Source organism: Croceibacterium atlanticum (assembly GCF_001008165.2).
Taxonomy (GTDB): domain Bacteria; phylum Pseudomonadota; class Alphaproteobacteria; order Sphingomonadales; family Sphingomonadaceae; genus Croceibacterium_C; species Croceibacterium_C atlanticum.
This window is the reverse complement of sequence record NZ_CP011452.2, coordinates 2,170,135-2,194,893: the sequence shown is the minus strand read 5'-3', so window position 1 is coordinate 2,194,893 and position 24,759 is coordinate 2,170,135. Positions and strand designations below refer to the sequence as shown.

Sequence of the window (24,759 nt, the reverse complement as noted above, 5' to 3'; positions counted from 1 at the left end):
CTATCTTGTCGCAAAAACCGTCAGGAATCGAGGCTCTTAAATGACAAAGTCCGGCGAGATCGCGCGTGAGCAGATGGATTGGGGTATCCTGTCCGGCTCCGTGGGTCCGCGTATCCGCTTGCTCCGTAACGCCATGCAAATGCGGTCTATTTCCGCGTCGGCCCCCTATGGCTTGCCAACCGGCTCTCTGACCGTTCTGGCCCTGGTTGCGGCCAATCCCGGTTCTTCGCAAATTGCGCTTGCCCGGCAGGCGGGCATCAACAAGTCCGGCCTGGTGGGCATTGTGGATGAATTGGAACGTCGCGGGCTGGCTGCGCGCGACCGTTCCCAGTCCGACCGCCGGCGCAACACATTGCGCGTCACGCCGGAAGGCGAGGAAATGATGAACACGCTGTTCGCTCTGGTGACCGAACAGGAAGCGCCGATCCGTGATGCGCTGGGCGCGAAGGATATGGCGTTGCTGATTTCGCTGGTCGACCGCGCGATTACCGCGCTGGAAGAAAGCGAAGAAGCCTAGCTCGCGGCGATATCCGCATATTGGGCGTGGAACCGCTCGATATCTTCAGGGAAGCAGAGATCGGTGCCGGCGGTGATCGCAGCCGCCGCGCCGGCCGCCATGCCGTAACGGAATGCGTCTGGCGGATCGTCCCCCACCGCAAGGCGATAAAGCATGGCTGCCAGAAAGCTGTCGCCTGCGCCCGTGGCGCTTTTTACTTCCACTTTCAGGGAAGGCAGGAACAGGCTGCCGGTATTGGAAACCAGCATTGCCCCATTCGCGCCCAGAGTGACGGCGACCATTTCCGCCTGCCCGGATTCCACCACCTGCAGGGCGGCGGATTCGATTTCCTCTACCGTGTCCAGGTCGCGGCCGACCAGGCCGGCCAGCTCGCTTTCGCTGGGCTTGACCAGATAGACATTGCCCGCGCTCAGCCCGGCACGCAGCGCATCGCCTGAACTGTCCAGCACCATCCGGATACCGCGCTTGCGGGCGATTTCCCCGACTTTGGCATAGAAATCCACCGGCACGCCGGGCGGCAGGGATCCACTGGCGACCAGGAACTGCCCTTCAGCTTCGGCCAGGGCGGACAGGCAGGCATCGGCTTCCGCGGCGGTAACTTCCGGCCCCGGCGGGACGAAGCGGAATTCATGGCCGGTCGAGCGTTCGAAAATATTGGTCGCGATACGGGTATTACCCGCGATCTGGATCGGCTTGCGCACGAAGCAGCGCTGGTTCAGCAATACGTCCAGCATGGCACCCGCGGCGCCGCCGGACAGGTAATAGCAATTGGCATTGCCTTGCAGCCGGCCGAAGACGCGGGCGACATTGATGCCGCCCCCGCCGGGATCGTAATTCGCCTTCCGCCCGCGCATCTTGTGCGTATGACGAACCTGATTGACCTCATAGGCGACGTCGATCGTCGGGTTCATGGTCAGCGTTGCGATCGTCGGCATTGGCCGCGCCCCTCCTCGTTCCTGGTGCCTGCGTCCGGCTATTGCCGGTCCGGGTCAGCGTGGAAGTTCGCTAGCGCCCATCAGCGCTTCGTCAACCGCCCGCGCAGCCTGGCGTCCTTCGCGGATTGCCCAGACGATCAGGCTCTGGCCGCGCCGCATGTCGCCACAGGCAAAGATCATGTCTTCGCTGGTGTGGTAATCCTGCGTATCGGCATCGACATTGCCGCGATCGGTCAGCTTCACGCCTGCCTGGTCCAGCATCCCGGTCTTTTTCGGGCCGAGAAAACCCATGGCGAGCAGGATCAGGTCCGCCGGCAGCACGAATTCGCTGCCCGGAACTTCCTTCATCTCACGGCCTTCCCATTCGATGCGGGTGCATTTCAGGCCGGTGACGACGCCATTTTCGCCGACAACTTCCTTGGTCAGCACGGACCAGTCACGGTCCACGCCTTCTTCGTGGCTGCTGGAGGTGCGCAGCTTCATCGGCCAGTCCGGCCAGGTCAGCATCTTGTTCTCATGCTCCGGCGGCTTGGGCATGATTTCGATCTGGGTGACCGATTTCGCGCCCTGTCGGTTGGATGTGCCCACGCAGTCCGAACCCGTATCGCCGCCGCCGATCACGATCACGTGCTTGCCGGTGGCGGACAATGTGCCGCGCGGGGCCGCGCGTTCTTCGCTGTCGCCGGCATTGCGCTTGTTCTGCTGGGTCAGGAATTCCATCGCCAGCCGCACGCCGGGCATTTCCGCGCCGGGGATCTGCAGCGGCCGGGCTTTTTCCGCGCCGCCTGCCAGGACGATCGCGTCAAAATTTTCCTTCAGCGATTTGACCGAGACATCCACGCCGACTTCGGCCGATGTCTTGAAGGTCACGCCTTCGGCTTCCATCTGCACCAGCCGCCGGTTGATCAGGTGCTTTTCCATCTTGAAGTCGGGAATGCCATAGCGGAGCAGGCCGCCGCAGCGATCGTTCTTTTCGAACACGGTCACCGAATGGCCGGCGCGGGCAAGCTGTTGCGCACAGGCCAGCCCGGCCGGGCCGGACCCGACCACGGCCACGCTCTTGCCGGTCTTTTCTTCCGGGATCTGCGGTTCGATCCAGCCTTCCTTCCATCCGCGATCGACGATTGCGCATTCGATCGACTTGATGGTCACCGGCTTGTCGATGATGTTCAGCGTGCAGCTCGCCTCGCACGGGGCGGGGCAGACGCGGCCGGTGAATTCCGGGAAGTTGTTGGTCGAATGGAGATTGTCCAGCGCTTCGCGCCAGTCGCCTTCGTAGACCAGATGGTTCCAGTCCGGGATGATGTTGTTCACCGGACAACCGTTGTGACAATAGGGGATGCCGCAATTCATGCAGCGGGCGGCCTGGTTCTTCAGTGCCTCCTCGCTGTGCGGGATCACGAATTCGCGATAATGTCCGATCCGTTCCTTGGGATCCGCATAGGTGCGATCCTGCCGGTCGATCTCGAGGAAGCCGGTTTCCTTGCCCATTTTCGTTACCCTTACTCGGCCGCGACGGAGGCGGCTTCTTCACGCTCAGCTTCAAGCTGGCGCAGCGCCCGCGCATAGTCGGTCGGCATGACCTTGATGAATTTTTTCAACGCATTGTCCCAATCGGCCAGCAATTGCGTGGCGCGGGCGGAGCCCGTGTGCAGCTTGTGGCGTTCGACCAGGATCCTGAGCCGTTCGGCGTCGTGGCGCAGCATGTCACCCATGCCGTAATCGCCCGCATGGGCCGGCCGCTGCTGCGGACGTCCGGTGCCTTCGTCTTCCGACGGGTTCGGGTCGATTTCTTCCAGTTCGACCTGCGCCAAATTGCAACGGTCGCGGAAGCTGCCGTCCTCGTCATAGACATAGGCCAGGCCGCCGGACATGCCCGCCGCGAAGTTGCGCCCGGTCTTGCCCAGCACGCAGACAACGCCGCCGGTCATGTATTCGCAGCCATGATCGCCCGTGCCTTCGACCACCGCGATGGCACCGGAATTGCGGACGGCAAAGCGTTCGCCCGCCACGCCGTTGAAGAAGGCTTCGCCCGCAATCGCGCCGTACAGCACGGTATTGCCGATGATGATGTTTTCCGTCGGATCACGGTCCACGCCCTCGGGCGGGCGCACGATCACGCGGCCGCCGGACAGGCCCTTGCCGACATAGTCATTGGCATCGCCAACCAGGTCCAGCGTGACGCCGTGGGCCAGCCATGCGCCGAAGCTCTGGCCCGCAACACCGCGGAAATTGATCCGCAGCTGTTCGGGCTTCAGCCCCGCATGGCCGTGACGGCGGGCGATTTCGCCCGACAGCATGGCGCCCACGGTGCGGTTCACATTGCGGATCTCGCGGTCGAGCACGATCGTCTCGCCCTGTTCGATCGCCGGCATGGAGGCTTCGATCAATTCGTTGTCGAGCGCTGCGGCAAGACCGTGATCCTGGACCGAAATCTGGCGCAGGGCGGTGCCTTCCGGCAGTTCCACCTGGTGCAGCAGGCGGCCGAGATCGACGCCCTGCGCCTTCCAGTGGCGAAGCGCGCGGCGCATGTCGAGCCGGTCCACGCGGCCGATCATCTCGTCCATCGTGCGGAAGCCCAGCTCCGCCATGATCTGGCGCAGTTCTTCGGCCACGAAGAAGAAATAGTTGATCACATGTTCCGGCTGGCCGGTGAAGCGCTTGCGCAGTTCCGGATTCTGCGTCGCCACGCCCACCGGGCAGGTGTTGAGGTGGCACTTGCGCATCATGATGCAGCCGGCCGCGATCAACGGAGCGGTGGCGAAGCCGAATTCATCCGCGCCCAGCAAGGCGCCGATGGCCACGTCGCGGCCCGTGCGCAGGCCGCCATCGACCTGCACCGAAATACGGCTGCGCAGATCGTTCAGCAGCAGGGTCTGCTGGGTTTCGGCCAGACCGATTTCCCACGGCGAGCCGGCATGGGTCAGGCTGGTCAGCGGGCTGGCGCCCGTGCCGCCTTCATAGCCGGAAATGGTGACATGGTCCGCGCGCGCCTTGGAAACGCCCGCGGCAACCGTGCCCACGCCCACTTCGGAAACCAGTTTCACCGAAACGCGGGAGGTCGGGTTCACATTCTTCAGGTCGTGGATCAGCTGGGCCAGATCCTCGATCGAATAGATGTCGTGATGCGGAGGAGGGCTGATCAGGCCGACGCCCGGCGTCGAATGGCGGGTGGCGCCGATTGTCTTGTCCACCTTGTGGCCCGGCAGCTGCCCGCCTTCGCCCGGCTTCGCGCCCTGCGCCATCTTGATCTGGATGTCATCGGCATTGACCAGATATTCGGTCGTCACGCCGAAGCGGCCCGATGCCACCTGCTTGATGGCGGATCGCATCGTGTCGCCGTTTTCCAGCGGCTTGAAGCGCCGCGGGTCCTCGCCGCCTTCACCCGTGTTGGACTTGCCGCCGATACGGTTCATGGCCAGCGCCAGCGTGGTATGCGCTTCCCAACTGATGGAGCCATAGCTCATCGCGCCGGTGGCGAAACGCTTCACGATCTCTTCGGCCGGTTCGACCTCGGAAATATCGATCGGCTTGTCCGCCTTGCGGAATTCCATCAGCCCGCGGATGGTGAGCAGACGTTCCGCCTGATCATTGACCGATTTGGCGAATTGTTCGTAATTTTCGTAGCTCTTGCCGCGCACTGCATGTTGCAGATTGGCGATATTTGCCGGGGTCCAGGCATGGTCTTCGCCCCGGATGCGGTACTGATAGATGCCGCCGACATCGAGCATCTTCTTGTAGATCGGATTGTCGCCATAAGCGGTGGCGTGACGGCGCACCGATTCCTGGGCGACTTCCAGCAGGCCGACGCCTTCGATCGTGGTGGCCGTGCCAGTGAAATATTTCTCGATGAAGGCGGAGGACAGGCCGACCGCATCGAAGATCTGCGCGCCGCAATAGGACTGGTAGGTCGAAATGCCCATCTTGGACATGACCTTCTGGATGCCCTTGCCGACAGCCTTGATATAGTTCTTCTCGACTTCGGCCGTGGTCAGTTTCGGCACCTTGTCAGCCCGGATTTCCTCCAGCGTTTCGAAGGCGAGATAGGGGTTCACGGCTTCCGCGCCATAGCCGGCCAGCACGCAGAAATGATGCACTTCGCGCGCTTCGCCGGTTTCCACGACCAGCCCGGTCTGCATTCGCAGGCCCTGGCGGACGAGGTGCTGATGAACGGCGGCTGTGGCCAGCAATGCCGGCATCGGGATGCGGTCCGGGCCCTGCGCGCGGTCGGACAGGATCAGGATGTTCTTGTCCTGCAGCACCGCTTCGGTCGCGGCCCAGCACATTTCCTTGATCGCCATTTCGAGGCCTTCGGCCCCGCTTTCGGCGTCCCAGGTGATGTCGATCGTCTCGGTGCGGAAGGCGCCGTCCAGCGACGCTTCGACCGAACGGATCTTTTCCAGGTCCTTGTTGGTCAGGATCGGCTGATCGACTTCCAGGCGCTTGTGCGTGCCGGCATCGCGGCCCAGCAGGTTCGGGCGCGGGCCGATCATGGACAGCAGGCTCATCACCAGTTCTTCGCGGATCGGGTCGATCGGCGGGTTGGTGACCTGGGCGAAGTTCTGCTTGAAATAATCGTAGAGCAGGCGGCTGCGGGCCGAAAGCACGGCAATCGGCGTGTCGGTGCCCATGGAACCGATCGGATCGTCCCCCTTCACCGCCATCGGCTCGAGGAACTTGCTGACATCTTCCTGCGTGTAGCCGAAGGCCTGCTGGCGCTGCAGCAGGCTGCTTTCGGTTTCGCGCACAGCCTCGCGGTCGGTCTCGATCGCTTCGAGATCCTTCAGCTTGTACTGCGCCTTTTCCAGCCATTCGGAATAAGGTTCCGCATTGGCGAGTTCGGCCTTCAGCTCCTCGTCTTCGACGATACGGCCTTCTTCAAGGTCGATCAGCAACATGCGGCCCGGCTGAAGGCGCCATTTGCGGGTGATCTCTTGTTCCTTGAACGGCAGAACGCCGCTTTCGGAAGCGAGGCAGACGACGTCGTCTTTGGTGACGCAGAAACGCGCCGGGCGCAGGCCGTTGCGGTCCAGCGTGGCGGCGATCTGGCGGCCATCGGTAAAGGCCACGGCCGCCGGGCCGTCCCAGGGTTCCATCAGGGCAGCGTGATATTCGTAGAAAGCCTTGCGCGCCGGATCGATCAACGGATCGCGGGCCCAGGCTTCCGGGATCAGCATCATCATTGCGTGGGCGAGCGAATATCCGCCGAGCAGCAGCAGTTCGAGCGCATTGTCGAGACAGGCGGTGTCGGACTGGCCATGCGGCACGATGGGCCACAATTTGTCCAGATCCGCGCCCAGCAGCGCGCTTTCCATCGTGCGGCGGCGTGCATTCATCCAGTTGACGTTGCCGCGCACCGTATTGATCTCGCCATTATGCGCGATCAGCCGGAAGGGCTGGGCCAGCCGCCAGCTGGGGAAGGTGTTGGTGGAGAAACGCTGATGCACCAGGCCAATGGCCGACACGCAATCGGGATCGCGCAGATCATCATAGAAACTGCCGACCTGGTTTGCCAGCAGCAGCCCCTTGTAAACCACCGTCCGGCTGGAAAAGCTGGGCATGTACAGCTTGGTCAGCTGCGGCATGCCATGCTTTTCCGCGAGTTCTTTCAGCGGGTTCTGGGTCTGCTTGCGGATAACGATCAGCTTCCGCTCGAACGCGTCCTGGTCCGCGCAATTCTCGCCCTTGGCGATGAAGCACTGGCGGATCACCGGCATGCTTTCCAGAACGGCCTTGCCCAGCCCGTCATTGGTCGTCGGCACGTCGCGCCAGCCGATCAGGCGCTGGCCTTCCTTGGCAATGAATTTTTCGAATTGGGCGACAATGAAATCGCGCGCTTCCTCATGCTGCGGCAGGAAGCACATGGCCACGGCGTAATCGCCCGGCGCCGGCAGGTTGAGCCCTTCGCTGTCCGCCCATTTGCGGTAGAGCGGATCCGGGATCTGCATCAGGATGCCCGCGCCGTCGCCCAGCAACGGGTCGGCGCCCACTGCGCCGCGGTGGTCGATATTGGCCAGAATCTCCAGCGCCTGGCTTACGATCGCGTGGGATTTTTCATTTTTGATATGGGCAACAAAGCCCACACCGCATGAATCATGCTCGTTGCGCGAATCGTACAGGCCCTGGGGCGCGGGGTACTCAGTCAAATTCATATTCCTGTTTCAGGCCCGGAAATAGCGCGCTCCGGCGCCCATCCGCTTGGGCAACGAAGCGCGACTGTCCCGGCATGGGTTGCCTTATAAAATGTCGCGAAAGCCCCCCATGAAGACAGGAAGCAATTTTGGCAAGGTGTGCCAGGATGGGGAACGCGATTTTTGCAGTCGCGAAATTCTATCGCAACCCCGGGCAAACCCCCTGGCGTTCAGCCCATCCGGCGCAATGTTGCCAGGGCTGCTCGCAATGCCTCTTCCGAATCCCTGCCGGGCCGGGTGGCTGGCTTATCCTGCATGTTTTCCGGCTTTTTGAAAGGGTGCGCCACATTGTCGGCCATCGCCTGATCCGCGGCGAATGTGCCTTGCGGAGATCTGGCAGCGGCGAAATAGGCAGCCATGGCTTGTTCGGCATCTTCCGCCGGAGCGACTTCCAGATGGGGGTGCCCCGTCTGCAAGGTGGATTGACCTGCGGATCTGCGCGCGATCCATTCGCGCCGGCGCTGCAAGGAATTGCCCAGCCGGTCCACCAGCTGCACCAGTTCCAGCTCTTCGAGGTCACTCTCACCCGCAGCGGGATTTGCGGCGGTGCCGCGATCCAGCTGCTTGTCCTCCCCTGCCGCGGGGAGCGGGTCTTGCTGCGAAGGAGCGGTAAAAGGAAGCGCTTCTTCTTCGCCTTGTGCCACCAGAGAGTAGAGGCGGGGTGACGGCAGGGACTGAAAATCCGAATCGCCATATTCATCCATTTCGACGAATTCGGCGGTTTCGGCCTGAACCTCTTTCGGCTCTCGCTCGGCCGGTCGGTCTTCCTGTTCGACTACACCATAAAAGGGTTCCGCTGCGGCATCGAAACCTTCTTCGCCCAGTTCTTGATGGGCGTTGATCGGGCGCGGTCCATCTTTCTGGCGGGCGGCTGCCGCCAGCGCGGTGTATGAAGGGCGGAATGCAGCGGCAATCCGGCGAGCGATGACGAAGCCGATTGCAGCGCCGAACACGCTCGCCGCCAGGGCCATCAGCGCGCGCGCCGTGCCGCCCAGCGGGGCTGCGGCGGCGGGAAGGATGGAAGGCAGGCCGATGGCCGATACCGCGCGTTCCAGCAGGGAAGCGGGTACGACGATGATGCTGAGGCCAAGCAGGGCAGCGCACCACAGGATGATGATGCCGGCAAAGGCCGGGTGCTGGCTCAACGAAGGGCGGGCCGCCTTGGGCTCTGCCTGATCGGCCCGGCCTTCGGTGTCAGAAAAGTTCGCCATGCTCAGTCCTTATCCAAACCGGCCCTGTCCAAACTGGCCATCGCCGGGCGATGCCATTGGCTGGCGGAGAATATTTTCAGGCTGCGGCCCGAATCCGGCCCTTGGCCCCTGAGGTTAGAAGTGCCTGGTAAACGTCCCGATAACGGCGAACATTGCGGGCCCAGTCGTGCCGGCTGGCCACTGCCTCCCGCGCCGCATCGCGGATCGTGTCCCATTCGCCGCGCCTTGCGAGCAGGCCGGCCAGAGCCCGGGCGCAATCTGCCGGATCGTCCGGGGCGAACAAGGTGCCGGTTATGCCGTCGTCGATCAGTTCGCGGTGGCCGCCGACATCGGATGCCGCGACCAGCCGGCCCTGCGCCATGGCCTCCAGCGGCTTGAGCGGGGTGACCAGTTCGGTCAGCCGGCTGGCCTTGCGCGGATAGGCCATCACGTCGCACAGCGAATAATAGCGTTCCACCTCTTCATGCGGAACACGGCCGACAAAATGGATCGCATCGGCTGCGGGGGAGGCTTCCGCCTGCCTGCGCAGATTATCCGCCATCGGCCCGCCGCCGACCATCAGCAGGCGTGCATCGGGCCGGGATGCAATCAGGCCGGGCATGGCCGCGATCAGATCGTCCAGCCCTTCATAATCGTAGAAGCTGCCGATGAAGCCGATCACCGGACCTTCGCCCAGCCCCAGTTCCCGCGCCAGCGCATCGTCGCGTGGTGGCGGATTGCCGAACAGCGAAAGGTCGACGCCATTGGGCATGATGCCGATCTTGCCTTCGGGAAAGCCGCGCCGGATCAGGTCTTCGCGTAGTCCGCGGCAGATGGTCATCACCGCATCGGCCCCTTCGACCACGCGGTTTTCCAGGCTGCGGGTCAGCCGGTATTTCAGCGATCCTTCGCGTCCGGTCAGATTGCCCACGGCCGCATCTTCCCAGAAGGCGCGGATTTCATAGACCAGCGGCAGTTGGTGGCGCCGCGCGATACGCAGCGCAGCCAGCCCGCACAGGGCGGGCGAATGGGCATGGAGTATATCGGGCCGCCATTCGTCCAGCAGGCGTTCGATCCTGTCCGCAAGGGCGGAGATTTCTCGCCATTCGCGCATCCCAGTCGGGCCGGAGATAGTGCCCGCCGTGCGGTGGAACAGCAGGCCTTCCGCCAGTTGCGGATCGGGTTCTGCCGGCGCTTCAGCCGTATGGCGCAAGCCGGTGACGCCGCGCACTTCCAGCCCGTCGGCCAGTTGCGCCTTCATTATCGCGCGCGTGCGGAAAGCATAGCCGCTGTGGAGGGGCAGCGAATGGTCGAGGATGTGGAGCACCCGGGTCATCGCGGCGATTCCTGCCATGACAACCTTAACGGCGCGTCAACCGGCGGCGTTTAAGGCAGGGCCGTCACAGCCAGTTGCCATGCCGCATGAGAGGGCGCGTCTTCTTCCGATGATCGACTATTTCGCGCTTGGCCTCTCGCATCTGCTGCTGGCGATCGCCGCGATCCGGCTGTCGATGAATCCCCGGCTCGACGACGACGATGGTGAAGGCGGCGATGCCGAAACCAGGGCCGTGCCCCGCTGGCGGCGGCAGGCCGGTTCCGGGGATGGCACCGATGCTTGATCTGGCGTTGTTCGGCTTTTTCGCGATCCTGATGTTGCTGGGATTGCGGCGCCCCTTCATCTGGGTGCTGGCCTATCTCTATGTCGATATCGTCGCGCCGCAGAAGATCGGCTGGTCGATCTTGCCCAGCCTGCCGGTTTCGCTGATCGCCTTTCTCGCGGCATTTGGCGGCTGGCTGCTGCTGGATAACAAGAAGGGCGGGTGCTTCACTTTCCGCCAGGCGCTGATCCTCGTCCTGCTGCTTTATTGCGGGATGACCACGATCATGGCCGATTTCCCGGAGGCTGCGCAGACCAAATGGTCCTGGGTGTGGAAGGCATTGCTGTTCGCGATCTTCCTGCCGCTGACGCTGCGGACCAGATTGCGGCTGGAGGCTGCGGCATTGTTCATGGTGCTGTCCGCGGGTTCGATCATCATTTCGGGCGGCATCAAGACGCTGTTGTCCGGTGGCGGATACGGCACGCTGGCGGCGCTGGTGCAGGAAAATTCCGGCCTTTACGAAGGCAGCACATTGTCCACCGTGGCAATTGCAATCATCCCGCTGACCATATGGGTCGCGCGCAACGGCACGATCTTTCCGGCCAGCCGCTGGACCATGGGTTTCGCGCTGGCCCTGTGCTTTGCCGCGCTGCTGATCCCCATCGGCACTCAGACGCGCACCGGGCTGTTGTGCATCGGCCTGCTGGCGGCGCTGACCCTGCGCAGCGTCAAATACAAATTCGTCTATATGGGGCTGGGCGCACTGGCCCTTCTGGCGGCGATCCCTTTCCTGCCTGCCAGCTATACCGAACGCATGTCCACCATCAGCAACCACCAGGCGGACCAGTCGGCCTCAACCCGGCTGGCCGTGTGGCAGTGGACGGTGGACTATGCGAAGGAAAATCCGCTTGGCGGCGGGTTTGACGCCTTTCTCGGCAACAGCTTCACCTATTCCACCCGTGTCGTGGTGGATGAAGGCGGATCGCGGGAAGTGCGGACGGAACAGATCACCGAAGAAGCGCGCGCCTATCATTCCGCCTATTTCGAAATGTTGGGTGAACAGGGCTGGCCCGGCCTGTTCCTGTGGCTGTGGCTGCAGGGGCTGGGCCTGTGGCAGATGGAACGTATCCGCCGGCGCTATCGCACCAGTGACGATCCGCAGGAGAAGTCCTGGCGCGGGCTGGCAACCGCCTTGCAGCACGGCCAGCTGATCTATCTTCTGGGCGCCTTGTTCATCGGTATTGCCTACCAGCCTTTCGTCTTCATGCTGATAGGCCTGCAGATCGGGCTGATGACGCTGGTATCCCGCCGCATAACGGCCCGGAAGGAGGAAGATCGCAAGGAACGCCTCGCCAGCCGTCGGGCGGCGAATGCTGGGATGTCCGGCGATCCAGACAGTGCGCCGGCATGAGCGCGCGCCTGGAAACCGGCGGAATTCCGCAGCTTCATGCGCTGACGGGCATTCGCGGCATCGCCGCCTGGCTTGTCGTGCTTTATCATATGCGCCTGAACCTTGCGGACCTGCTGCCGGCGGATGCCATCACCCTGCTGGGCAAGGGCTATCTGGCAGTCGACCTGTTCTTCATGCTCTCCGGCTTCGTCATGTGGCTGAATTATGCCGGGCGGCTGCGTGGTGGCGGTTTCGGTCAATTGCCGCATTTCTGGTGGAAGCGTTTTGCCCGGGTCTGGCCGCTCCACATATCGATACTGGCCGTGCTGGTGGCGTTCGCGCTCGCCCTGCAGATGACTGGCCGGGACGCATCGGCCTATCCTTTTGCGGAATTGCCGCTGCATGTGCTGCTGGTGCAGAATTGGGGTTTCACGGATGATTTGTCGTGGAACCACCCGGCCTGGTCCATCAGCACCGAACTGGCAGCCTATTTGCTGTTTCCCTTCTTCGTGCTGGCCCTGCGATGGGAAAAACTGCCTAGCGCGGCACTGATCGCCACGGCGTTGCTGCTCGCAGCTGCGCTATATCTGACCTTCGCCTTTGCCGGGGAGGCAAGCCTGGGCGATGCGATTACCCGCCTCGGCGTGTGGCGCTGTCTCGCTGAATTCCTGATCGGCACGATGATCTGCAATCTCTGGCTGCGCTGGCGGGATGTGCAAGGCGCGGCGCCGATCTGCCTGGCGGTGGGCACGGGCCTGCTCGTTCTCGGCATGGTCATCGGCCTGGCCGAAACAGCTTTCCTCCCGCTGGTTTTCGCCCTGATGCTGCTGGCCCTTGCGCTCGACCGCGGGCCGGTTGCGCGTTTGCTTGGCGCCCCGACGCTCCGCTGGCTGGGGGATGTCAGCTATGCGACCTATCTGGCGCATGTGCCGCTGCTGATTGCGTTCAAGATCGCCTTTGTCGGTGACGATCTGCAACTGAGCTGGCCCGAGGTCGCACTATATGCCGCGCTTCTGCTCGTCCTTTCGGGCGTGCTTTATCACTGGCTGGAAAAGCCGGCGCAAGCATGGCTGAACGCCCATGCGCCGCGTATTGCCACTCGGCCCCGGCTGCGGGCCTGAACGGCCCGCATTCCTGGTGGCTAGCGCGCGTGGGCGCGCATCCATTCCTCCACCACAGGGGCGATACGGGTCCGCCATTTGCTGCCGTTGAAGATGCCGTAATGGCCGACATCGCGGGCAAGATGGTATTTCTTCATCTTCAGCGGCAGGTGTTTCGCCAGGTCGAGCGCGGCGCGGGTCTGGCCGATGCCGGAAATATCGTCCCGCTCGCCCTCGATCGCCAGCAGCGCCGTGTCGCGGATCGCATCCGGGTCGATCGGCTTGCCGCGATGGATGAATTCCCCCTTGGGCAGGGAATGGCGCTGGAACACATGTTCTATCGTTTCGAGATAGAATTCCGCCGTCATGTCGCAGACCGAAAGATATTCGTCATAGAACTTCTTGGTCGCGTCGGCGCTATCCTGATCGCCAAGGGTCAGATGTTTGAACATCTCGTAATGGCTCATCATGTGATTTTCGAGATTCATCGAAATGAATCCGGCCAGTTGCAGGAAGCCCGGATAGACCTGCCGCCCGGCGCCCGGATAATTCATCGGCACGCTGGCGATCACATGGTTGCGAAACCATGATAGCGGGCGGTCCATCGCCACGTCATTGACCGAGGTCGGGCTGGCGCGCGTATCGATCGGACCGCCCATCATCGCCAGCGTGGCGGGGCGGCACGGATCCTTGTCCGCTCCCATGATCGCCGCCGCCGCAAAGGCCGGGACGGATGGCTGGCACACGGCCAGCATATGCGCGCCTTCACCGATGAAGCGCAGGAATTCGATCAGATAATCGATATAATCGTCGAGGTCGAAATGGCCTTCGGACAATGGGACCAACTTCGCATCCGCCCAGTCGGTGATCCACACTTCCTGGTTTTCCACCATCCGCGCCACCGTGCCGCGCAGCAGCGTGGCGTAGTGCCCGCTCATCGGGGCGACCAGCAGCAGTTTGGGCGCATCCTTGGGCAGACCCTTGCGCTTGAAATGACGCAGCGAACCGAACGGTTTTTCGAACACGACCTGTTCGGTGACCGGATATTCCTTCCCGTCCACGATAGCGCTGTCGATGTTGAATTTGGGCTTGCCGCGATGTTCGTAAATATGGGCGAAGACCTGCAGGGCGCTCGCCACGGTCGGCCCCATCCCGAAATAACCGAGCGGCAGAGCAGGATTGTTCAGCAGTTCCGCACCTATCTCGGCCCAGCGGCTGGCGCTTGTCAGCAGCGAACGCTGCAATTCATAGGCGTGATAAAGCACGGTTATCCCTTCATTTCCGCTGCGATAGACTCGTGGATGGTCGCCACGGCCCCGCTCATCTTCCCTGTCATATAGGGGTTATGTTGCAATGCGGCAAAGATTGTTGCCTCTTCGCGCACTTCAATCCCCGCCGCTTATCCGCTAACGCCGCGCGCGATGGCGCGTACCCCTTCCAAGCAAGATGTCGAACCGGCCGAAAATCTCGGCCCCCTTTCGATGATAATCCGCGCCGCCGGGCGTTATCCCGCCCTTGTGGCGCTGGCGCTGCTGGCGCTGGTGGTAACGGCGGGCGCGACTCTGGCCATTCCCGCCGGTTTCCGCATGATTATCGACCGCGGTTTTGCCGAAGGATCCGATCCGGGCGAAATCGGGCGCTGGTTCCGTTACCTTTTCATCATCGTGGTCGTGCTCGCGGCGGGGACGGCGTGCCGGTATTATTTCGTGACCCTTCTGGGCGAACGTGTCGTGGCCGATATCCGGCTGGCCGTGCAGACAAACCTCCTGCGCCTGTCACCGGGATTTTTCGAGGAAAACAGCCCCAAGGAAATATCCTCGCGCATGACGGCGGATACGGCGCAGATCGAACATGTGGTGGGCAGCACGGTTTCGGTGGCCCTGCGCAATGCGATCATGGCGATCGGCGGCACGGCTTATCTGATCTATCTCGCGCCGCATCTGACCCTGCTGATGGTGGTTGCCGTTCCGCTGGTGCTGCTGCCGATCATCTTTTTCGGGCGGCGCGTGCGCGCAATCTCGCGCGAAACGCAGGACCGGATTGCCGATATCGGCGGACAGGTCACCGAAGTGCTGGGGGCGATGAAGATCGTTCAGGGCTTCAACCAGGAACAGCGAGAGAGCGCCCGGTTTGCCAATGCGGTGGAGCAGGCCTTCACCACTGCGCGCCGCCGGATCCTGATCCGCGCAATCATGACGGGCGTGGCCATCTGCTGCATTTTCGGATCGATCACCGCCGTTATGTGGCGCGGTGCGGTGCAGGTGTCCGAAGGCGCGCTGACGGGCGGAACTATCGCGGCTTTCGTGCTGACGGGCGTGCTGGTGGCAGGCGCCTTCGGCTCGCTGACGGAAGTGTATGGCGATTTGCTGCGCGGCGCCGGTTCCGCCAGCCGACTGGGCGAATTGCTGCAGGAAAAGCCGGCCATCGCCGCGCCGGAACGTCCGCAGGCCCTGCCATCCCCGCCGCGCGGCGCCTTGTCTTTCCAGAACGTGACCTTCCGCTATCCCACGCGCCCCGATACGCCGGCCATTTCCGATTTCAGCCTGACCATCGAACCGGGGGAAACGGTGGCGATTGTCGGCCCGTCAGGCGCGGGCAAATCCACCATCTTCCAGCTGGCGGAACGGTTCTACGATCCGCAGGTCGGCACTGTGCGCATGGATGGTGTGCCACTGGTGCAGGCGGATCCTGCCGATATCCGCCGCCGCATGGCGCTGGTCCCGCAGGAAGGCACTTTGTTCGCCGCCAGTGCGCGCGACAATCTGCGTTACGGCGCATGGGATGCGAGCGAGGAAGCCATCTGGGAAGCCGCCCGCGCCGCCAATGCGGAAAGCTTCCTGTCGGACCTGCCGCAGGGGCTGGACACTTTCCTGGGCGAAGGCGGGGCGCGCCTTTCCGGCGGGCAAAGGCAGCGCGTGGCGATTGCCCGTGCCCTGCTGCGCGATGCGCCGATCCTGCTGCTGGATGAAGCGACCAGCGCGCTCGATGCCGAAAGCGAACGGCTGGTGCAGCAGGCGCTGGAACGGCTGATGCAAGGGCGCACGACGCTGGTCATCGCCCACCGGCTTGCCACGGTGCGGGCGGCGGATCGGATCATCGTGATGGAAGGCGGGCGGATCGTCGAACAGGGCAATCATGCCCAGCTGATCGGCGATGGCGGACTGTATGCAAGGCTGGCGGCCTTGCAGTTCGACGATATCGCCGCCGCCTGACCAGCTCCGACAAGGGGGCTTGAGGCAGCCGGCCATTGTCGGTTAATCGACAAAGTCTCAAATGAAACCGACCAACAGCTCCGGGCGGAGGCAAAGGGCTGTTATCAGGTCGCTTTCCAATTGCGTCCGGTCCTCGGGCGCCTGCGAATTCTCGACGAAAGGTTCCCGCATGATCCGCAAAATGCTTGCTGCAGGCGTTTCCGCCGCCGCTCTTGCCATTGCCATTCCCGCTTATGCGCAGGAAGAGGAGCGCATTCCCACCCCGACCATGGATTTCGGCACCTGGGGATTCGACCCGGCCGAGATTGATCAGCAGGTGGATCCGGGCGACGATTTCTTCGCCTATGCCAATGGCAAATGGGTTCGCGAAAATCCGATCCCTGCCGAATTCACGCGGTTCGGGGCCTTCAACATATTGCGCGAGAAATCGACTGCCGATGTCGAGGCGCTGGTGTCCGATCTGGTGAAGCAGGACCCGGCGCCCGGCACTGCGGGCCGCCGTATCGTCGATGCCTATCAGTCCTATCTGGATACGGATGCGATTGACGCGGCGGGCCTTGCCCCGGCGCAGCCCTATCTGGCGGAAATCTTCGCGGCGCAGGATCTGAACGCGCTGGTCCGCATATTCCCCAAAGCGGGCCTGCCTTCGCTGATTTCTGCTGGGGTCACGGTCGATTCCAAGGATCCCGACAGCTATATTGTCAGCATCGGCTTTGACGGCATGGGCTTGCCCGATCGCGATTATTACCTGGTGGATAATGAGCGGAACCTTGAAATCCGTCAGCGCTACAAGGAATATCTGACGTTCCTGCTGGGCAAGGCCGGGTATCAGGACCCGGCTGCCGCCGCGGAATCGGTTTATGCCTTCGAACACAAGGTGGCGCAGCTGGAATGGGACCGCACGGCCCTGCGCAACCGGGACATCACCTATAACAAGCTGACCCGGGATGATCTCCTGGCGCTGGCTCCGGAATTCCCGACCGCGCTTCTGCTGGATGCGGCGGGCTTTTCCGATCAGGGGCAGTTCCTCGCCCCGCAGATTCCGCCCGGCGAGGAGGAAGCGGCCGAGCTGGAACTGTCGCGTGAAACCCTGGAAGGGATCGGCGGCGGGACGCCAGCGATGATGAAGCTGGTCAGCGCAACCCCGCTGGCGACGCTGAAAGCCTATATGGCCGCGCAATTCCTCAGCGCCCATGCTTCCGTCCTGCCCAGTGAATTCGACGATGCGAATTTCGCATTCTACGGCAAGTTCCTGAACGGGCAGGAAGAACAGCGCCCGCGCTGGAAGCGCGCGATTGCCGCCGCCGAAAGCCAGCTGGGTGAACAGCTCGGCGCGCTGTATGTGGAGCGGTATTTCCCGCCGGAGAGCAAGGCGGCGATGGATGCGCTGGTGAAGAACCTGCGCAAGGCCTTGGCCGTCAGCATCGAAGAAAACGACTGGATGACGCCGGAAACGAAAGAGCAGGCCATCGCCAAGCTCGATTCGTTCAACCCCAAGATCGGCTATCCCGACGAGTTTGAAACCTATGACGGGCTGGAGATCAAGGCGGGGGACGCGCTGGGCAACCGTATCCGCGCAACCGAATGGGCCATCGAGGACAACCGCTCCAAGCTGGGTCAGCCGGTCGATCGCAGCGAATGGGGCATGTTGCCGCAGACGGTGAACGCCTATTACAACCCGGTCTTCAACGAAATCGTGTTCCCGGCCGCGATCCTGCAACCGCCCTTCTTCAACCCGGACGCCGATCCGGCGGTGAATTACGGCGGTATCGGTGCGGTGATCGGCCACGAAATGGGCCACGGTTTCGACGATCAGGGCGCCAAGAGCGATGCCACGGGCACGCTGCGCAATTGGTGGCAGCCTGCCGATCTCGCGCAGTTTACCGAACTGGGCGACAAGCTGGCGGCACAATATGATGCCTATTGCCCTTATGATAATGGCGATACCTGTGTGAATGGCCGCTTCACCCTGGGCGAAAATATCGGCGACAATGGCGGGCTCAGCCTTGCCTATCGCGCTTACCGCATGTCGCTGGACGGGAAGGAAGCCCCGGTGATTGACGGGCTGACCGGCGATCAGCGCTTCTTCCTGGCATGGGCGCAGGTATGGCGTTCCGCACAGCGCGAAGCGGCGGGCCGCCAGCGCCTGATGACCGATCCGCACAGCCCGGAAGAATTCCGCACCAATGGCGCAGTACGCAACCAGGATGCCTGGTACGAAGCGTTCAAGGTGGAACCGGGTGACGATCTGTATCTGGCGCCGGAAGATCGCGTCCGTATCTGGTGATTTGCCATGTGCCGGGCAGCGTGGCTTGACTTGGCTGCGGCCCGGCATGTCCGGCAGCGTCCGAAAATGTGGCGAATGGTGTAACGAGCCACTTGATCTGTTTGCCCAGTTCGGTTCTGCTGCTATTTACACTTCACCTGTTGCGTTGCACGAGCAGCGGTGATGGGGGGGTAGGGCCGCTTTTTTTGAGCGTTCAACCGGGGTGGGACTGCAAGTAAACCGCCCCAAATTCACGAAGGGGAAGTACCAATGAAGAAGCTTATCGCGTTCGCCTCGGCAACCGTTCTTGGTCTGGGTCTGGCCGCTTGCGGCGGTGCGGAAGAAGAAGCCGCTCCGGTCGAAGAAGCCGCCATGGAAGAGCCCATGATGGAAGAACCGGCCATGGAAGAGCCGATGGCTGAAGAAGCCGACGTGGCGACGGAAGAAGCCACCGAAGAACCGGCGGCTGAAGAAACCGAAGCTGCGGCCGAATAAGCTTTTCGCTGAAACGGTTAGGAAAGGCCGGTCCCGGGGATACCCTGGGGCCGGCCTTTCTTTTTTGCCGGTTCAGACGGGCGCCGCCCCCGATCCGCGCCCACCGCGCAGATGATATTCCTGCGTGCCCCGGTGCAGCAGATTGTCGATGTCCAGAACGGCGGCATTGGCATAAGTGAAGCCCGGCCCGAGATTGCGATAGAGCTGGTCGAAATCGCGTTCCACCGTCTGGTGATAGAGATCTTCGAAGCTTTCGATCACGAAATAGGTCGGCTGCAGATCGTCGATCACGTAATCGGTCCGCATCACCCGGTCCACGGCCAGCATGATCCGGTTGGGTGATTCGCCTTCCAGCGCAAACACCGCCTCGCGCGGGCCGGACAATATGCCCGCACCATAAATCCGCAGCCCGTCCGCTTCCCTGATCAGGCCGAATTCCACCGTGTACCAGTAGAGCGCGCCCAGCGCCTTGAGCCGGTTATACCGCATGGCCTTCCACCCGGCCCGGCCATAGGCCTGCATGTAATCGGCGAAGACCGGGTCCGTCAGCATCGGCACATGGCCGAACACGTCGTGGAAAACATCCGGTTCCTGAATGTAATCGAATGTTTCACGGGTGCGGATGAAATTGCCCGCCGGAAAACGGCGATTGGCCAGATGCCAGAAGAATACGTGATCGGGGATCAGCATCGGCACGGGCACGACGCTCCACCCTGTCTGCCTGCCGAGCTCTTCGGACAGGCGGCCGAAATCGGGCACGCCGCCCCGGCCCAGATCCAGCTTGTCCAGCCCCTGCATGAAAGCGGTGCAGGCACGACCGGGCAGAATTTCCATCTGCCGCGCGAACAATTCATCCCAGATCTTGTCGTCTTCGGCGGAATAATCGGTCTGGGCCGGCTCCAGCCAATCCTCGCCCACATGTGCCGGCCGTTTGAGCGGCGCAGTAAACACACCCTCGCCCGGATCGGGCAGGGCGGAAAAATCACTTTCCGGTTCGATGGTGGCAGCCATGGTTACAAGTGAAACTTATACCATGGCCTGATGTTCCGGACAAACCGGGCCTTATTCTGCCTCTTCGGCGGCGGCTTCTGGCGCAGGCGTGGCTTCGTCCGATTCGCCCACAGCCCCTGGGGGCAGCCTTTGTTCGTCCAGCATCTGGGCCGCTTCATCCAGCGCGCGGGCTTCCCCCACGGTAACGCCGCCCGGGCCGGGATCGGTATCGCTTCCACCGCAGGCGGCCAGCATCAGGGCCAGCGCAAATGCGGTGCAGAAAGCGGGCAGGGCCTTTGCCCCGCCCGCCCGGATGGGCTGGTTGCCGCCCATTACTGCATGTTTTCTTCGGCTGCCTGAGTTGCCTGCTCTGCTGCGGCTTCTGCGTCGGCTGCGGCTTCGGAAGCGGCATCGCCCGCGGCATCGATCGCATCGACAGCTTCTTCTGCCGAGGCCGCCGCTTCGTCGGCAGCATCTTCGATGTCTTCATCGGCCACCGGATCGGGAATGTCGGTCATGGCATCGTCCGACGGCATTTCGACAGTGTCCGCTTCCGCGTCGGCGCTGGCGTCGTCAGCGCTGCCGCATGCGGCGAGCGACAGGGCTGCGGCCGAAGCGAAGGCGGTCAGGGCAAACTTCTTCATGGTGGATACCTTTCATAGATTCCGCGCGAGACAGTGAACCCCGTCTCGCGCCGCGGACGCTAGACGAGGGGCGCGGGCAAGAAAATCGCTAAAAACTCCATCCGTTCCGGTTTCGGCGCCGCGCTGCTTCTGCCACAGCCGGTTCATGGCAAGTGTCGCGGAGCAGAACGGGGATGCACAGGCGGCATTGCGCCGCGTCTTCGGCTTCGATCATTTCCGCGGTGTCCAGGAAGATGTGATCGCCCGTGTGCTGGCCGGGCAATCCGCGCTGGCCGTCATGCCCACCGGCGCGGGCAAATCGCTGACTTACCAATTGCCGGCAACCATGCTGGAAGGCACCTGCGTGGTCGTGTCCCCCCTGATCGCGCTGATGCATGACCAGCTGCGTTCCGCCCGGGCCAATGGCATCCGCGCCGCCACGCTGACCAGTGTGGACGACAACCGGATGGAAACGATCGCGGCGTTCCGGGCCGGTGAACTGGACCTGCTCTATATCGCCCCGGAACGCGCCAGCCAGCCGCATTTCCGGGAATTGCTGGGCAGCGCGAAACTATCCCTCTTTGCCGTGGACGAAGCGCATTGCGTTTCCGAATGGGGCCATGATTTCCGGCCCGATTATCGGCAGCTGCGGCCATTGATGGATGCCTTCCCCGATGTGCCGCGCCTGGCGCTGACGGCCACGGCAGATGCGCATACCAGGGCGGACATCCTCGCCCAGCTCGGCATCCCGGAAGAGGGGCTGATCGTCGCCGGATTCGACCGGCCGAATATCCGATACGCCATCCGCCACCGCGAAAGCGGAACCCGCCAACTGGCGCAATTGCTGGCAGAACATTCGGGGCCGGGCATTATCTATGCGCCGACGCGCCGCAAGGTGGAGGATCTGGCGGAAAAACTGGCGGCCACCGGGCAAAGGCCGGTCCTGCCCTATCATGCCGGTCTGCCGCCGGAACAACGGGCGGCCAACCAGGCGGCCTTCGTTGCCAGTGAAGACATGGTGATCGTGGCCACCATCGCTTTCGGCATGGGTATCGACAAGCCCGATGTCCGTTTCGTCGCCCATGCCGGTATCCCGAAATCGATCGAGGCCTATTACCAGGAAACGGGCCGGGCGGGCCGCGATGGAGACCCTGCGCAAGCGGTGATGCTGTGGTCTGCCGGAGATTTCGCCCAGGCGCGGCAAAGGCTGGAGGAAGTGGGCGAAGCGCGCCAGCAGGGGGAACGCGCCCGGCTCGATGCGCTCGCCTCTCTGGTCGAAACAGCCGGGTGCCGCCGCGCCGTTCTCTTGCGCCATTTCGGGGAGAATCCGCCGGAACGCTGCGGCAATTGCGATAATTGCCTGGAGCCGCCCGACGTGATCGACGCGACGGAACTGGCGCGCAAACTGCTGAGCGCCGTCTATCGCACGGGCCAGACATATGGCTTCGGCCATCTGCAGAAAGTGCTTACCGGATCGTCGGACGAACGCGTCAGTCAGCGCGGGCATGACCGGCTGAGCGTGTTCGGCATCGTCGAAGGAGAGGATGCGCGCCTGCTGCAGCCGGTCAGCCGGGCCTTGCAGGCAAGGGGAAGCCTCGTCGCGACGGAACATGGCGGATTGCGGCTGGGCGGAGATGCCCGTGCCATTCTGAAGGGCGAGGCGGAGCTGGCCATCATCCGCCCGCCATCCGGCCGCAAGGCGCGCCGGGGCCGTAACGATGCGCCGAACCCGGTGGGTGATCCGCTGTTCGATGCCTTGCGCACCCTGCGCCGCGAACTGGCGGAAGAGGCGCAAGTGCCCCCCTATGTCGTGTTCCATGATGCGACCTTGCGTGAAATGGCCGCCGCCCGCCCGGCCACGCTGGCCGAAATGGGCGCCATTGCCGGCGTCGGGGCACGCAAGCTCGAAGCCTATGGCGCGGCCTTCCTCGCCGTGATCCGTCAGCACTGATGCGCTGAAAATCCGGTTTTGCTTGCCGGAACCTGTCCTATGATATAAATATGATATCATAATTATATTACGGGAGATCCGAAATGACGCAGGGGAATGAAGGGGCGATGTTCCGCAGCCGGGAAGGCGCGGCCCATACTTTCAATGGTTACATCATGCTGGTGGTGGTGCTGGCCATCGCCGTGGTCGGGGCGCTTACGGTGTTTTCCGGCTTGCCGCCTTACGAGGCGGACAGGCTTGAAAAGCTGGCCTTTGTCGGCACGCTGATCGGTTCGTTCCTGGCGGTCCTGTTCGTGCTGCTAGGTTTCTACATGATCCAGCCCAACCAGGGCGCGGTGATCACCCTGTTCGGCGAATATCGCGGCACGGACCGGAAACAGGGGCTGCGCTGGATCTGGCCGTGGATGCTGCGCAAGAAAATCTCCGTGCGGGCGCATAATGTTCATTCGGAACGGGTGAAGATCAACGATCTGCGCGGCAATCCGATCGAGATCGCCTGCAATGTCGTGTGGCGCGTGCGCGATACGGCGCAGGCCAGTTTCGACGTCGACGATTATCGCGAATTCGTGGACATCCAGATCGAGGCAGGCCTGCGCACCGTCGGCGCGCGCCATCCCTATGACGATATGAGCGAGGATGATCAGACAACGCTGCGCGGCAGTGCCGATGTGATCAACAGCGAGTTGCAGGCCGAGCTGAACGAACGCCTGGTCGTTGCCGGGATCGTGGTGGATGAAGCGGGCCTGACCCATCTGGCCTATGCACCGGAAATTGCCGGGGCGATGCTTCGCCGGCAGCAGGCAGAGGCGGTGATCGCTGCGCGGGCCAAGCTGGTGATGGGCGCGGTCAGCATGGTGGAGATGGCGCTCGACAAATTGAGCAGCGACCAGATTATCGAGCTGGATGACGAAAGGCGGGCAGCGATGGTTTCCAACCTCATGGTCGTGCTGTGCGGGGAGCGGGAAGTGAACCCGATCGTCAATACCGGTTCGCTCTACCAGTAAACCCTACCGGGTCAGGCCATGTCTCAAGCGAAGAAAAAGGCTTTCGCCCTGCGGGTCGATCCGGGGCTCCACGCGGCGGTGGAAAGGCTTGCCGCGCAGGAGCTCCGCTCGGTCAATGCGGAACTGGAAGTGCTGTTGCGGGAGGCGCTGGCGCGGCGCGGCGTGAAGGTGGAACCGGCCGGCGCGCCGCGGCGGGGCAGGCCGCCAAAGGCTGGAAAGGAATGATGGCAAGGTGGCCGCTGCCAACCCGCCTTGGCTGCCCGTGCGCCCCTGCGACGTGTTTGACCGGACTTTAACCCCTTCCTTCTATGGCAGGTGGCATGGAAAGTTCTGCCCTCATGACGCGCAAAAACCTGGTTCGTTCGACCTTCGCCCTGTTCGGCGCGGTTGCAATGGCGCCCGCCACGCTCGGCGCGCAGGACCGGGCAACGCCTTATGTGGTGGTGGAAACGGGGCAGGGTTTCGATCATCTGCAGCAGGCAGTGGATGCTATTGGTGATGCGCGCGGTTCCATCGCGATCGCGCCGGGCCGCCATGCAGAATGCGCGGTGCAGGGGGCGGGATATATTTCCTATCTTTCGGCCGAACCGGGCGCCGCCATATTCGACGGGGCGACCTGTGAAGGAAAAGCGGCGCTGGTCCTGCGCGGGCGCGGGGCGGAAGTGTCCGGCCTGGTATTCCAGAACATGCGTGTGCCCGATTACAACGGCGCCGGCATTCGCCTGGAACAGGGCGATCTCACCGTGGCGCAAAGCTGGTTCCGCGACAGTCAGCAGGGTATCCTCACGGGGCAGGATCCGAACGGCACCATTGTGATCGATCGGTCCAGCTTTACCCGTCTCGGCACGTGCGAGGGGGCCGGTGGCTGCGCCCATTCCATTTATACCGGCGATTACGGCCAGTTGCGCATAACGCGCAGCCGGTTCGAGGAAGGGCGGGGTGGCCATTACGTGAAATCGCGTGCCGGGCGCGTTGAAATTGCCGGTTCCAGTTTCGACGATGCCCATGGCAGGGCGACCAATTACATGATCGACCTGCCTGGCGGCGCCAATGGCCAGATCACCAATAACTGGTTCGTGCAGGGGCTCGACAAGGAAAACTACTCCGCCTTCATCGCGGTGGCGGCGGAAGGGAAGGCCCATTCCAGCAACGGCCTGACGATCGGCGCGAATGATGCACGGCTGGCAAGCGGGGTGGACCGCAATACGGTTTTCGTTGCCGACTGGTCGGGCGATACGCTCGATCTTCGGGACAATGTGCTGGGGCGCGGGCTGAAACCCTATGAACGCCGCTGAGC

The 24,759-nt window shown here is 62.9% G+C and carries 20 protein-coding genes; 11 read left to right on the top strand and 9 right to left on the bottom strand.

All coding sequences use genetic code 11. The annotated features are described in order from the left end of the window. Window positions 1–40: 40 nt before the first annotated feature. Complete coding sequence (locus WYH_RS10365; RefSeq protein WP_053833531.1) at window positions 41–517, top strand: MarR family winged helix-turn-helix transcriptional regulator; 477 nt, start codon at window positions 41–43, stop codon at window positions 515–517. Here WYH_RS10365 and WYH_RS10360 read toward each other — a convergent pair. The 5 genes from WYH_RS10360 to WYH_RS10340 all read right to left on the bottom strand — a co-directional run bounded on the left by WYH_RS10360 (window position 514) and on the right by WYH_RS10340 (window position 10,169). Continuing rightward, window positions 514–1,452: a 1-phosphofructokinase family hexose kinase gene (locus WYH_RS10360; protein WP_046903775.1), complete on the bottom strand. Its 939-nt coding sequence runs from the start codon at window positions 1,450–1,452 to the stop codon at window positions 514–516. The two genes, WYH_RS10365 and WYH_RS10360, sit on opposite strands and share 4 nt — an antisense overlap. A 54-nt stretch (window positions 1,453–1,506) precedes the next feature. After that, on the bottom strand, window positions 1,507–2,943 hold the full coding sequence (locus WYH_RS10355) for a glutamate synthase subunit beta (RefSeq protein ID WP_046903774.1): 1,437 nt from the start codon (window positions 2,941–2,943) through the stop codon (window positions 1,507–1,509). Between the two features lie 11 nt (window positions 2,944–2,954). Then, the gene (gene gltB / locus WYH_RS10350) at window positions 2,955–7,598 is read right to left on the bottom strand and encodes a glutamate synthase large subunit (RefSeq protein WP_235979341.1); all 4,644 of its coding nucleotides are present in this window, start codon (window positions 7,596–7,598) and stop codon (window positions 2,955–2,957) included. 215 nt (window positions 7,599–7,813) lie between these two features. After that, complete coding sequence (locus tag WYH_RS10345; protein ID WP_046903772.1) at window positions 7,814–8,854, bottom strand: hypothetical protein; 1,041 nt, start codon at window positions 8,852–8,854, stop codon at window positions 7,814–7,816. 76 nt (window positions 8,855–8,930) lie between these two features. Then, window positions 8,931–10,169, bottom strand: a complete 1,239-nt coding sequence (locus WYH_RS10340; RefSeq protein ID WP_046905057.1) for a TIGR04063 family PEP-CTERM/XrtA system glycosyltransferase — start codon at window positions 10,167–10,169, stop codon at window positions 8,931–8,933. 109 nt (window positions 10,170–10,278) lie between these two features. On the opposite strand from WYH_RS10340, the gene WYH_RS16860 reads away from it, so the two are divergent. The 3 genes from WYH_RS16860 to WYH_RS10330 are packed head-to-tail and all read left to right on the top strand — an operon-like array spanning window position 10,279 to window position 12,942. Next, window positions 10,279–10,452 (top strand): hypothetical protein, encoded by a 174-nt coding sequence (locus WYH_RS16860; RefSeq protein ID WP_156320124.1) that lies wholly within the window; start codon window positions 10,279–10,281, stop codon window positions 10,450–10,452. Next, complete coding sequence (locus WYH_RS10335) at window positions 10,445–11,842, top strand: DUF5935 domain-containing protein (protein WP_046903771.1); 1,398 nt, start codon at window positions 10,445–10,447, stop codon at window positions 11,840–11,842. The genes WYH_RS16860 and WYH_RS10335 overlap by 8 nt, the downstream gene beginning before the upstream one ends. After that, window positions 11,839–12,942, top strand: coding sequence for an acyltransferase family protein (locus WYH_RS10330; RefSeq protein ID WP_046903770.1), 1,104 nt, complete (start codon window positions 11,839–11,841; stop codon window positions 12,940–12,942). Before WYH_RS10335 ends, WYH_RS10330 begins: the two co-directional genes overlap by 4 nt. A gap of 20 nt (window positions 12,943–12,962) precedes the next feature. On the opposite strand, the gene WYH_RS10325 is transcribed toward WYH_RS10330, so the two are convergent. After that, window positions 12,963–14,186, bottom strand: a complete 1,224-nt coding sequence (locus tag WYH_RS10325; RefSeq protein WP_046903769.1) for a polyhydroxyalkanoate depolymerase — start codon at window positions 14,184–14,186, stop codon at window positions 12,963–12,965. A 156-nt stretch (window positions 14,187–14,342) separates the two neighbouring features. On the opposite strand from WYH_RS10325, the gene WYH_RS10320 reads away from it, so the two are divergent. From WYH_RS10320 to WYH_RS10310, 3 genes are all read left to right on the top strand, one after another. Continuing rightward, window positions 14,343–16,133 (top strand): ABC transporter transmembrane domain-containing protein, encoded by a 1,791-nt coding sequence (locus WYH_RS10320; RefSeq protein ID WP_082347947.1) that lies wholly within the window; start codon window positions 14,343–14,345, stop codon window positions 16,131–16,133. 169 nt (window positions 16,134–16,302) lie between these two features. Beyond that, the gene (locus WYH_RS10315) at window positions 16,303–18,420 is read left to right on the top strand and encodes a M13 family metallopeptidase (protein WP_046903767.1); all 2,118 of its coding nucleotides are present in this window, start codon (window positions 16,303–16,305) and stop codon (window positions 18,418–18,420) included. 249 nt (window positions 18,421–18,669) lie between these two features. Further along, the gene (locus WYH_RS10310) at window positions 18,670–18,894 is read left to right on the top strand and encodes a hypothetical protein (RefSeq protein WP_046905056.1); all 225 of its coding nucleotides are present in this window, start codon (window positions 18,670–18,672) and stop codon (window positions 18,892–18,894) included. A 72-nt stretch (window positions 18,895–18,966) separates the two neighbouring features. Here the strand turns inward: WYH_RS10310 and phhA are convergent, their stop codons facing one another. From phhA to WYH_RS10295, 3 genes are read right to left on the bottom strand one after another with little or no spacing between them, the layout of a single operon-like run. Beyond that, a complete protein-coding gene (gene phhA, locus WYH_RS10305) occupies window positions 18,967–19,905 on the bottom strand; it encodes a phenylalanine 4-monooxygenase (protein WP_046903766.1) in 939 nt (312 codons plus the stop codon). A gap of 51 nt (window positions 19,906–19,956) precedes the next feature. Continuing rightward, window positions 19,957–20,217, bottom strand: coding sequence for a hypothetical protein (locus WYH_RS10300; RefSeq protein WP_235979345.1), 261 nt, complete (start codon window positions 20,215–20,217; stop codon window positions 19,957–19,959). After that, window positions 20,217–20,528: a hypothetical protein gene (locus WYH_RS10295; protein ID WP_046903765.1), complete on the bottom strand. Its 312-nt coding sequence runs from the start codon at window positions 20,526–20,528 to the stop codon at window positions 20,217–20,219. Before WYH_RS10295 ends, WYH_RS10300 begins: the two co-directional genes overlap by 1 nt. Window positions 20,529–20,673: 145 nt before the next feature. On the opposite strand from WYH_RS10295, the gene recQ reads away from it, so the two are divergent. The 4 genes from recQ to WYH_RS10275 all read left to right on the top strand — a co-directional run bounded on the left by recQ (window position 20,674) and on the right by WYH_RS10275 (window position 24,757). Then, the gene (gene recQ, locus WYH_RS10290) at window positions 20,674–22,458 is read left to right on the top strand and encodes a DNA helicase RecQ (RefSeq protein WP_046903764.1); all 1,785 of its coding nucleotides are present in this window, start codon (window positions 20,674–20,676) and stop codon (window positions 22,456–22,458) included. 83 nt (window positions 22,459–22,541) lie between these two features. Further along, the gene (locus WYH_RS10285) at window positions 22,542–23,462 is read left to right on the top strand and encodes an SPFH domain-containing protein (protein ID WP_046903763.1); all 921 of its coding nucleotides are present in this window, start codon (window positions 22,542–22,544) and stop codon (window positions 23,460–23,462) included. Window positions 23,463–23,480: 18 nt separating this feature from the next. Further along, on the top strand, window positions 23,481–23,687 hold the full coding sequence (locus WYH_RS10280; protein ID WP_046903762.1) for a type II toxin-antitoxin system antitoxin: 207 nt from the start codon (window positions 23,481–23,483) through the stop codon (window positions 23,685–23,687). A gap of 113 nt (window positions 23,688–23,800) precedes the next feature. Further along, a complete protein-coding gene (locus WYH_RS10275) occupies window positions 23,801–24,757 on the top strand; it encodes a hypothetical protein (protein WP_046905054.1) in 957 nt (318 codons plus the stop codon). Window positions 24,758–24,759: the final 2 nt, after the last annotated feature.